Origin of the sequence: Streptomyces sp. NPDC086787, assembly GCF_044745865.1 — a bacterium.
GTDB lineage: Bacteria > Actinomycetota > Actinomycetes > Streptomycetales > Streptomycetaceae > Streptomyces.
Map to the genome: position 1 here is coordinate 117,371 of NZ_JBIVBC010000017.1, position 10,737 is coordinate 128,107.

The following is a 10,737-nucleotide window of genomic DNA, read 5'->3' on the forward strand; positions in this document are numbered from 1 at the left end:
CTGACCGGGATCGGTTCAGTTCTGCTGCGTCAGGTCGTAGAAGGTGACCGAACCCACCGTCACCTTCTTGAAGTTGCTCTCGACCCATGAGGTGATCCGGGAAGCGGTGCCGTTGCTGCTGCTTCCCGTGCCGCCGCCCATGGTGCCGCCCGCGATGAAGTAGTGGATCCTTCCGGCCGCCACGTACTCCTTGAACTGGGCCAACGTCGGTGACGGATCCGTGCCGTTGAAGCCGCCGACCGCCATCACCGGTTCGCCGGTGGCCAGCTGGTAGCTCGCGGCGTTCTGGGCACCGATGGACGCGGCCGCCCAGGTGTAGTCCCCCGCGTTCGTCTGCAGGAGTTGCTTGGCCTCGGTGGAGACGTTGGCACCGTTGAGCAGGCCTCCGCCACCGCCACCGCCACCACGGGCGCTGCCTCGGCCCGGGAAGCCTTGGCCTTGCTGACCCTGCTGACCCTGCTGACCTCGGCCCTGTTGGCCTTGGCCTTGCTGACCTTGGCCCTGCTGACCTTGGCCCTGTTGGCCCGGCTGCCCTTGTTGGCCCTGGCCGGGCATCCCGCCGCCCATGCCCCCGCGCATTCCGCCGCCGGGACCACCGCCGGGACCACCCCCAGGGCCACCGCCGGGACCACCGCGCCCGCCACCCATCGTGCTCGCGCCGGCCGGACCGGCCGTGACGATCGAACCGGTGTGGGTCTGTCGCAGCGTGCTGACGGTGTACGCCGTGGGACCCGCCAGCGCGGCGACCAGGCCGACCGCCGCCGCCCCGAGGGCCAACTGCCGGCTCACCCGGCCGGCGAGGACGAGCCCCAGCGCGGCGACGAGACCACCGGTCAGGATCAGCCACTTCAGCCACGGCAGATAGTCGGGGGTGCGGTCGAGCAGGACGTAGGACCAGACCACGGCCGCGACCACCGAGGCGGCGAGGGCGAGGGACGCCCGGACATCGGCGCGCCTTTCCCACAGCAGCCCGGCGCCCATGCCGATGACGGCCGCCAGGTAGGGGGCGAGAGCCACCGTGTAGTACTGGTGGAAGATGCCCGCCATGTAGCTGAAGACGACCGTGGTGAGCAGCAGCGAGCCGCCCCAGACCAGGAACGACGCCCGGGTCACCGAGGTCCTGCGGGCCCTGCGCGTGAGCACCAGTCCGGCCACGAGCAGGACCAGCGCGGCCGGCAGCAGCCAGGAGATCTGGCCGCCGACCTCGGAGCCGAACATCCGGTCCCAGCCGGTCTCGCCCCACCGCCCGGTCCCACCACCACCGCCGCCGCCGCCGCCACCGACGCTGCCGGTCTCCTCGCCGTTCAGCCGGCCGAGCCCGTTGTAGCCGAAGGTCAGCTCGAGGAAGGAGTTCTTCTGCGAGCCGCCGATGTACGGCCGCGAGGACGCGGGCCACAGTTCCACGACCGCCACCCACCAGCCGCCGGAGACCACCAGCGCGACGGTGGCCAGCGCCAGTTGTCCCAGCCGCTTCCGCAGCCGCACCGGGGCGCAGACCGCGTAGACGAGCGCCAGCGCGGGCAGGATCAGGAAGGCCTGGAGTGTCTTGGCGAGGAAGGCGAAGCCGATCGCCACACCCGCCCACACCAGCCACTTGGTGCGGCCGTCCTCCACTGCCCGGACGACCAGGTAACAGGCGACGGCCATCAGCAGGGCCAGGATCGCGTCCGGGTTGTTGAACCGGAACATCAGCGCCGCGACGGGTGTGAGCGCGAGCACGGCGCCCGCGGTCAGGGCGGCCCCGGCGCTGAACCGGCGGCGTACGGCCGTGTACACCACGGCGACCGTCAGGACGCCCATGACGACCTCGGGGAGCAGGATCGCCCAGGAGTTCAGGCCGAAGACGCGCACCGACAGTTCCATCGGCCACAGCGAGGCCGGGGGCTTGTCGACCGTGATGGCGTTGCCCGCGTCCAGCGAGCCGAAGAAGAACGCCTTCCAGGAGGTGCTGCCCGCCTGGACGGCCGCCGAGTAGAAGGAGTTGGCGTAGCCGGAGGAGCTGAGGTTGTACAGGTAGAGGAGGAAGGTGGCGGCCAGCAGGCCGAGGAGGGCCGGGCGGGCCCAGCGCGGGTCGTCGGGGCGGCCGTGCCACGGTCGCCGTACCGCGGGCTGCTCGGGCTCGCCCGCCCCGGGCGCGGGGGCCGTGTGCCGCCCCCGCGCAGGGGACTCCGGGGTCGGGGCCCAGGTGGCGGTACTGCCCGGGTGAGTCACCGGTGGTCCCCGGACTCGATGTCGCGGGGGCGGGTCGGCTGGAGCCGCATGGTGGCGTCCGCCCAGCCGCCGTCCTGCCCGCCGGTGTACTGCCGGGTGCCGTCCTGCCAGGAGCCGTCGTGCCGGGCACCTTCGCTCCAGGCACCGTCGCTCCAGGCACCGTCGTTCCAGGCACCGTTGTTCCAGGCGCCGTTCGCGGTCTCACCGGCGTGGTACCGCTCGGTCCGGTGCGGGACGTACGCCGCGTAGGGCGCCGCGGCCGGGTGGTGGGCCGGCTCGGGTTCCGTCACCGCGGTGGGGCCCTCGTCGGGGTCCCGGCGGTCCGAGAACACCCAGGCGCGGAAGAGCAGGAAGCGCAGCACGGTCGCGGCGAGGTTGGCGGCGACGAGGACCGCGAGCTCGGTGGAGTGCGCCGGGTCGCTGGTCGCCGCGTTCAGGGCGGCGAGCGAGCCGCTGGTGAGGGCGAGCCCGATACCGAAGACGACCAGGCCCTGCGCCTGGTGCCGTACGGCGCCGCCGCGGCCGCGCACCCCGAAGGTCAGGCGCCGGTTGGCCGCGGTGTTGGCCATGGCCGAGACCAGCAGCGCCAGCGCGTTGGCCACCTGCGCGTCGGAGAACTGCCGGAAGCCGCTGTAGAGCAGGAGGTAGAAGAGCGTGGACAGGCCGCCGACGACACAGAAGCCGACGAGCTGCCGGGCCAGGCCCTTCGGCACGTCCTTGATCTCACGGTCTCGCGGGTCGTCACCGAATGGCCGGGTGAGCCGGTCCAGCGACAGCGAGCCCGTGGCCAGGGCCCTGCCGACCCGCCACACGCCCTTGAGGTCCTCGGTCGCCGTCTTCACGATGTGCACGGTCGAGTTCGGGTCGTCGACCCAGTCGACGGGCACCTCGTGGATCCGGAGCCCGGCCCGCTCGGCGAGGACCAGCATCTCGGTGTCGAAGAACCAGCCGGTGTCCTCGACCAGCGGGAGCAGCACCTGGGCGACATCGCGCCGGATGGCCTTGAAACCGCACTGGGCGTCCGAGAAGCGCGCCTGCAACGAGCCACGCAGAATCATGTTGTAGGAGCGGCTGATGAACTCCCGCTTGGCGCCGCGCACCACGCGCGAGCTGCGGGACAGCCGGGAGCCGATCGCCAGGTCGGAGTGGCCGGAGATCAGCGGCGCCACCAGGGGCAGCAGCGCGTTGAGGTCGGTGGACAGATCGACGTCCATGTACGCGAGGACCGGAGCGTCGGAGGCCGACCAGACGGTCCGCAGCGCCCGGCCGCGGCCCTTCTGCTCCAGCCGGAACGAGGTCACCTCGGCGAGCTCGTCCGCCAGCCGCCCCGCCACCTGCGGGGTGGTGTCCGTGGAGGCGTTGTCCGCGATGGTGATGCGGAACGCGTACGGGAAGGTGCGCTTGAGATGGTCATGCAGTCGGAGTACGCACGGCCGGAGGTCCTTCTCCTCGTTGTAGACGGGGATCACTACGTCCAGGACAGGCGTACCGGCGGTTCCGGCCGGGAGGTGCTCCCGCGCCGGCAGGGTGCCGGGAGAAGAGTCGGTTCGCATGGGGAAGACTCTCGTCAACCGCCCTGTCGCACCCGTGTGGTGGAACTGTGGTGTGGCTGTGAGTGCGGCCGTCCGGCGTCGGGCGCGGGCAGGTGGACCGTGAAAACGGTGCGGCCCGGGACGCTGTCGACCGTGACGGCGCCGCCGTGCGCGGCCGCGACGGCCTGCACGATGGCCAGCCCGAGGCCGGTGGACCCGGTGGCCCGGGAACGCCCCGAGTCGCCGCGCGCGAACCGCTCGAAGACATGCGGCAGCAGCTCGGCCGGGATGCCCGGACCGTTGTCCTCGACGTCGACGCACATCCACGTGCCGCGCCGCTGGACGCGCGCGGTGACGGTCGTGCCGGGCGGGGTGTGTTTGCGGGCGTTGCCCAGCAGATTGACCAGCACCTGCTGGATGCGGGCCGCGTCGGCGGAGACCAGGGCCGGTTCGTCGGGCAGGTCGAGGCGCCAGTTGTGCTCCATGCCGGCCGCGCGCGTGTCGCTGACGGTGTCCACCACCAGCGGGACGAGGTCGGTGTGCTCGAACTGGAGCGGCCTGCCCGCGTCGAGGCGGGCGAGCAGCAGCAGGTCCTCGACGAGCAGCGTCATACGGCCCGCCTCGGACTCGATACGGCCCAGCGCGTGCCGGGTGTCGGGCCCGATCTCCTCCCGGCCGCGCCGGGTCAGTTCGGCGTAGCCGCGGATGGAGGAGAGGGGGGTGCGCAGCTCGTGACTGGCGTCGGCGACGAACTGCCGTACCCGCGTCTCGCTCTGCTGGCGGGCGTGCAGGGCGCCGTGCACATGGTCGAGCATCCGGTTGAGCGCGGCGCCCACCTGGCCGACCTCGGTGCCCGGGTCGGTCTGGGACTCCGGGACCCGCTCGCTCAGTTGCACCTCGCCGCTGTGCAGGGGCAGTTCGGAGACCCGGGTGGCGGTGGCGGCCACCTTGCGCAGGGGGCGGGTGGCGAGGCCGACGATCACGACACCGGCGAGGGTGGCCGCGACGAGACCGGCGGCGGTGACGCTGGCCTCGACGAGGATCAGCGTGTTGATGGTGTTGTTGAGTGCGTCGGTGGGCACGGCGACGTAGTAGGTGCCCTTGGGCCCGCTGATGTACATGACCCGGTACTCGCCCAGTCCGGGGAGTTCGGCCGTGTGCCGGTCCCTGTCGCGCGGGACCGCGCCGAGCGCCGAGCGCTGCGCGGCGTCAAGGGACTTGTGGGCGCCGTTGTCGTAGGTGGTCTTCCGGCTCACCTCGCCCTCGGTGACGGTGCCGTTCTCGATCCTGGCGGCGACCGTGCCGTCCCCCGGGCCCCGGCTGACGAATTCACCGAGTGGGGTCGGGATGCGGTCCACCTTGGCGGGGCCGCCGTCCCCGGGCGGCGGGCCGCCGCCCCCGGGCTGCACACCGGCCGCGCGCCCGGCGGCCTCGCCGAGTTGCCGGTCCATCTCCTGGTAGAGGTGGGACCGCAGGGCCACCGTGGTCACGGTGCCGATCACCGCGCAGACCACGGCGATCAGCACCACGGACGCGACGACGAGCCGCGTACGCAGGGTCCGCGGCTGTCCCGCCCGCCACCACTTGCGTGCGGGCGATCGTCGTCGTGCGCTCATGACGTGGCGGGCTTGATCAGATAACCGGCTCCGCGCCGGGTGTGGATCATCGGCTCCCGGCCGGCGTCGATCTTGCGGCGCAGGTACGAGATGTAGAGCTCGACCACGTTGGCCTGGCCGCCGAAGTCGTAGGACCACACGCGGTCCAGGATCTGCGCCTTGCTGAGCACGCGCCGCGGGTTGCGCATCAGGAAGCGCAGCAGCTCGAACTCGGTGGCGGTGAGGTGGATGCCCTCGCCGTCCCGCGAGACCTCGTGGCTGTCCTCGTCCAGGGTGAGGTCCCCGACGACGAGCACGGAGTCGGAGCGGCGGTCGGCGGCGCCGGAGCGGCGGATCAGCCCACGCAGCCGGGCCACGACCTCCTCCAGGCTGAACGGCTTGGTGACGTAGTCGTCGCCGCCCGCGGTGAGCCCGGCTATCCGGTCCTCCACCGCGTCCTTCGCGGTGAGGAAGAGGACCGGCACGTCGGGCAGATCGCGGCGCAGCCGGCCGAGCACGGTGAGTCCGTCCATGTCGGGCAGCATCATGTCGAGGACGACGGCGTCGGGCCGGAAGTCCCGGGCGGTCTGGAGAGCGCCCTGGCCGTCGCCGGCGCTTCTGATCTGCCAGCCCTCGTAGCGCAGGGCCATGGACAGGAGTTCCGTGATCGACAGTTCGTCGTCGACCACCAGCACGCGGACGGGGCTCCCGTCCGGCCTCAGCAGTTCGGTGCGCCCCTGGGGCGAGGTCGTGGTCATGGCGGACACTTTGTCGGCGCCCGCTGAGAGCCTGCTTTGCCGATCCTGTGAATTACCTAAGAAACTCACAGGAGACTCTCAGGCAGTGCCCGGGCCGCTCATGGCCGCGCTGACCTGCTGATCTCATGTCCACCGTCAGAACCGTCAGAACAGCCCGTCCTGGAACCCCGCGTTCCGCCTCAGCTCACGCACAGGAAAGCCGTGACCGCCGCCCGGGGCCGTGGCCGTTTCGGGCGCCGGACACAGCTCCCACCCGGTCATCAGCCGCGTGTCCAGTACGACGACCCCGCGCGCGGTCGCGAGGTGCAGGTCGGGCCCGGCGGCCGCGACCAGCTCACCGCCGACGGCCCCGCCGGGCACCAGCTCGGCGACCTCCCCGAAGGCGACGGGCAGTCCCTCGGCTCCCGAGTCCCCGGACGTCCCGGGGGTCCCCGCGATCCCGAAGACCGTCGCGTGGTCGACCGGCAGACACGGCTCACGCGCGAGGGACTCGGGCCAGCCGGTGAGCGCGACGGCCCGCCCGTGCAGCTCGACCAACTCGGCGGCCCGGCCCTCCGCCGTCCGGGGCAGCTCGGACCGTACGGCACGCTTGTCGGCGTACGGGATCCGGTCGGGCACCCCGAGCGCGGCGCGGAGCAGTTCCTCGGTGCGCCGGGCGGCCATCAGCGGGCCCGTGCCGAGCCAGCTGAAACAGACGGCGCCCTGCTCCAGCAGCCGGGCGGAGCCCCGCTCGACGGCGGTGATCCCGACCTTGACCATGCCGGGCCCGAACCAGGCCAGATAGACGCGGTACGGCCGGGGGTCGTCGGCGATCGTGTCGGCGGCAACCGAGTGCGCCCGGTCGAGGCGGGCACACTCCTCACACCGCGCGCCGGTACTGCGCCCCGGCACCGCCGTCCGCCGCGGACACCCGTGTCCCCGGGCCCCCACACACGTCCGCACGGTCCCGTCCGGAACCCCGAAGGCGACGCTCTTCCCCCGGCCCAGCGCGCTGCGCCGGCCCCCGTCCCACACCAGCACGGGACCGTCCTGCGACCACCGCAGCCCCGAGCATCTCCACACCTGTGCCATCACCTCCGAGGGTAGGGGGCGGCACGGCCGCGGCTCAGCCCCCGGCCTCGGCCTCGGCGGTCTCGTGAACGGTGGCGGTCTCCTGAACGGCGGTCGACGCGCGGCGCCCCCGCCCGGCGAGGCGGCAGCTGACGCAGCCGGGGTGCCCGGCACGCGCGCCGGTGTCCCGCAACCGCATGCCCCACTGCCCCTTGGGCCGGGGGCCGGGTGGCTTGCCCCAGCCGGCGAGGTGGAGGGACCAGGTGACGAGGACGCTCACCGCGACGACCGCGAGGCCCACGGCCATCAGCGGTGTCGACGTCATGACCATGCCGACCCCGACCACCGTCGAACCGATGGTCGCGACAGCGGTTCCGGTCCAGCCTGCGACCGTGTGACCCTCGTCGTGAAGATGACCGCTCACTGCTACCCCCGTCTGTGTCTCTCCAACATCACGGTGGCAGCACCCTAGCGCCGGGCGACTCCGCCGTCTGCTCCGCCCCCTCCGCCGCCCCTTCCGTCGCCCCCGCCTCCCCCGGCAAGGTCTGTTCCGTCCAGATGATCTTTCCGGTGGACGTGTACCGCGTCCCCCACAGATGGGTCATCCCGGCGATGATGAACAGCCCCCGGCCACCCTCGTCGTCGCTCGCCGCGTGCCGCAGGTTCGGGGTGGTGTGGCCGGTGTCGGAGACCTCGCAGATCAGGGTGCGGTCGCGGATCAGGCGTACCTGGATCGGGCCGCCGACATAGCGGATCGCGTTGGTGACCAGCTCGCTCACGACGAGCTCGGTGGTGAACGAGAGCTCGTCGAGCCCCCACGCGTCGAGCTGCGCGGAGACCGTGCCGCGCAGGGCGCCGACCGCGGCCGGGTCCGGATCCAGTTCCCACTGGACGAACTGGCGGCGGTCGAGCATCCGGGTGCGGATCAGGAGCAGCGTCGCGTCCTCGTCGACGGGACCGGGCAGCAACCCGGCCACCGCGCACTCGCACAGCTCCTCCAGCGGCCGCCGGTGGTCGGCGAGCACCTCGGCGAGCTGCCGGAACCCGGCGTCGGGGCCGTCCGCAGCCTGGAGCAGCCCGTTGGTGAAGAAGGCGACGACGCTTCCCGGGGCGAGCCGCAGTTCGCTGCTCTGGTACGGCAGGCCGCCGACGCCCAGCGGCGGCCCGGACGGCAGCTCGGGCCGGTCCACGGCTCCGGTGCCCGGATCGACCACCGCCAGGGGGGACGGCCCCGCCCGCGCCAGACTGCACCGCCCGGAGACGGGGTCGTACACCGCGTACAGGCAGGTCACCCCCTTGGCCCCCGGTCCGGCGCCGTCCTCATGGGCCATCTGCTCCACCAGGTCGTCCAGCCGGGCGAGCACCTCGTCCGGTGCCAGGTCCAGCCGGGCCAGCACCTGCACACCGGTGCGCAGACGCCCCATGGTGGCGGCGGCGCGCAGTCCGTGGCCGAGGACGTCCCCGACGACCAGTCCGACCCGGGTGCCGGAGAGCGGGATGACGTCGAACCAGTCGCCGCCGACTCCCGAGCCGTTGTCGGCCGGGAGATAACGGCCGGCCGACTCCAGAGCGGTGTGCGGTGGCAGCCGGTCCGGGAGCAGGCTCCGCTGGAGCTTGAGTGCGGCGGTGTGACCCCGGGTGACCAGCGGCATGAGGAAGAGGCCGATGAGGAGGGCGCCGAGGCCGACGACCACGACCCCGCCCGTCGGCCCGATCAGCGGCAGGTCGATGGTGGTCGCGCCGTAGCCGGGGTCCGCGTACACGTAGATGGCGTAGAGGAAGAGGCAGAGCATGAACAGCCCGCCCAGCCCCGGAAGCAGACCCTTGAAGATCAGGTCCTTGGGGCTGCGGGTGAGGATGCTCCGGTAGTACCAGAGGCAGGCGAAGCCGGTCAGGCCGTAGTAGAAGGTGATCGCGAGGCCGACCGAGTCGATCGAATCGACCAGGACGTTATCGCTGAAGGTCGCCAGTAGCACCAGGAAGACGACCGACAGGGCACCCATGCCGACGGTCGACCAGGTCGGAGTGAGGAACCTGCGGTGGACGCGGGCGAACCGGGCGGGCAGCACCTTGTGTACGGCCATGGAGAAGACGGTCCTGGCCAGCGGCAGGATGGTGGTCTGGGCGGAGGCCAGCGCCGAGGTCAGCACCATGAGGACGAGCAGGCTCAGCAGGATCTGCCCGGCCGTGTTGTCCCCGAAGACGGCGGCGCCGAGTGCGGAGAGCACGTCGCCCGAGTTCTCGGCGTTGGCCAGCCCCGTGCCCGAGACACCGACCCCGGCGAACGCCTGCGCCGCCACCGCCACCAGCGCGTATATCACCAGCAGCAGCACGGTGGACATGACGGCCGCCCGCCCGGGGATACGGGTGCGGTCGACGGTCTCCTCGTTGATCGACACGGCGGTGTCCCAGCCCCAGTAGATGAAGACGCCCGCGAGCAGCGCGGAGGTCAGGGCCTCCCCCGAGGGCACCTGGAAGGGGTTGAACCAGGAGGCGGACACGTGCAGCGCCGTCGCGGGCGGATCGGTGTAGACCCTGACCAGCGCGGCGACGGCGAACAGCAGCAGCACCGCCACTTCGAGACAGAGCAGCCAGCGCTGTACGGCGGCGGAGAACTCGATGCCGACGTAGCAGACGGTGGTCATCACGATGATCCAGCCGATGCCCGCCAGGGTGGTCCACATCCGGTCGGCCGCCATCGCGTCGAGCCCCACCAGCCGGAAGCCGTAGGCACCGGCGATCTCGGCGAGGTTCGTCATCACGATGATGTCGGCGACGATGAGGCCCCAGCCGCCCATCCAGCCGGTGCGCGGCCCGAAGGCCCGGGTGGCCCAGGTGAAGGTGGTCCCGCAGTCGGCGTTGCCGGCGTTGAGCTCCCGGAAGGCGTAGGCGATCAGCAGCATCGGGATGAACGCCAGCAAGATGACGATCGGTGCCTGGAGTCCCACGGCGGCCACGATGATCCCGAGCGTCGCGGCGAGGCTGTAGGCGGGAGCGGTGGACGCCAGCCCGATGACGACCGAGGAGAACAGACCCACGGCGTCGCTCCTGAGCCCCTTGCGGCCGACCGCCGTTCCCGGCGCGGGGCGGCTCGCGGACGCGGCACCTCCGAAGATCCTCACACTCGATTCCAACGCCGCGCCGCACCCGTCCGCAACAGCAGCGAAGCCCCGGGAGCCGCCCGCCCGACGTGGATCTTCCGGATCCCCCGGGTGAGATTCCTCGTGCGGCCGCCGCCGCCCCGGCCGACGTCCCGGCCGGCAGCGGGGAGCCGTTCCGTGCGGCCGTGCAGCCGCGCCTTCAGGCGTACGTCCACCCAGGCCGCAGACGCGGGGCCCGGCACGCGCGTCTGTCGTGTTGTCGTCGGTCGCCGACGCGCCGACCTGATCCAAACGACAGGCCCTAGCCGACGCAGCCGGTGACGAGGACGGGGCTGAGGAGGCAGTTGGTGGGGGTGTTGTCGGTGATGGTGGACAATCCGTCGACGGTGTACTGAGTGTCGGTCCAGACGCCGCCCGGTGCCGGGGCGGAGGGGCTGGAGTTGCCGGTGATGTGCGAGTCCACCAGGGACACCGAGCCGACCCCCGTGCC

At 72.2% G+C, this 10,737-nt stretch carries 8 protein-coding genes; all 8 read right to left on the reverse strand.

The genetic code is table 11. The features are described 5' to 3' along the window. Positions 1-15: 15 nt before the first annotated feature. Positions 16-2,211 (reverse strand): ArnT family glycosyltransferase, encoded by a 2,196-nt coding sequence (locus tag ACIPK3_RS29610; RefSeq protein ID WP_402574552.1) that lies wholly within the window; start codon positions 2,209-2,211, stop codon positions 16-18. Then, positions 2,208-3,764, reverse strand: coding sequence for a glycosyltransferase (locus ACIPK3_RS29615; RefSeq protein WP_402574554.1), 1,557 nt, complete (start codon positions 3,762-3,764; stop codon positions 2,208-2,210). Before ACIPK3_RS29615 ends, ACIPK3_RS29610 begins: the two co-directional genes overlap by 4 nt. Before the next feature lie 14 nt (positions 3,765-3,778). After that, on the reverse strand, positions 3,779-5,359 hold the full coding sequence (locus ACIPK3_RS29620; protein WP_402574556.1) for a sensor histidine kinase: 1,581 nt from the start codon (positions 5,357-5,359) through the stop codon (positions 3,779-3,781). Further along, on the reverse strand, positions 5,356-6,096 hold the full coding sequence (locus ACIPK3_RS29625; RefSeq protein ID WP_402574557.1) for a response regulator transcription factor: 741 nt from the start codon (positions 6,094-6,096) through the stop codon (positions 5,356-5,358). The genes ACIPK3_RS29620 and ACIPK3_RS29625 overlap by 4 nt, the downstream gene beginning before the upstream one ends. 144 nt (positions 6,097-6,240) lie before the next feature. Then, positions 6,241-7,167: a DUF2797 domain-containing protein gene (locus ACIPK3_RS29630; protein WP_402574559.1), complete on the reverse strand. Its 927-nt coding sequence runs from the start codon at positions 7,165-7,167 to the stop codon at positions 6,241-6,243. A 34-nt stretch (positions 7,168-7,201) separates the two neighbouring features. Continuing rightward, positions 7,202-7,570, reverse strand: coding sequence for an HGxxPAAW family protein (locus ACIPK3_RS29635; protein ID WP_402574560.1), 369 nt, complete (start codon positions 7,568-7,570; stop codon positions 7,202-7,204). A gap of 28 nt (positions 7,571-7,598) precedes the next feature. Continuing rightward, a complete protein-coding gene (locus tag ACIPK3_RS29640; protein WP_402574562.1) occupies positions 7,599-10,268 on the reverse strand; it encodes an amino acid permease in 2,670 nt (889 codons plus the stop codon). 280 nt (positions 10,269-10,548) lie between these two features. Next, on the reverse strand, positions 10,549-10,737 hold a 189-nt coding region (locus tag ACIPK3_RS29645; RefSeq protein WP_402574564.1), incomplete at its 5' end, for a hypothetical protein.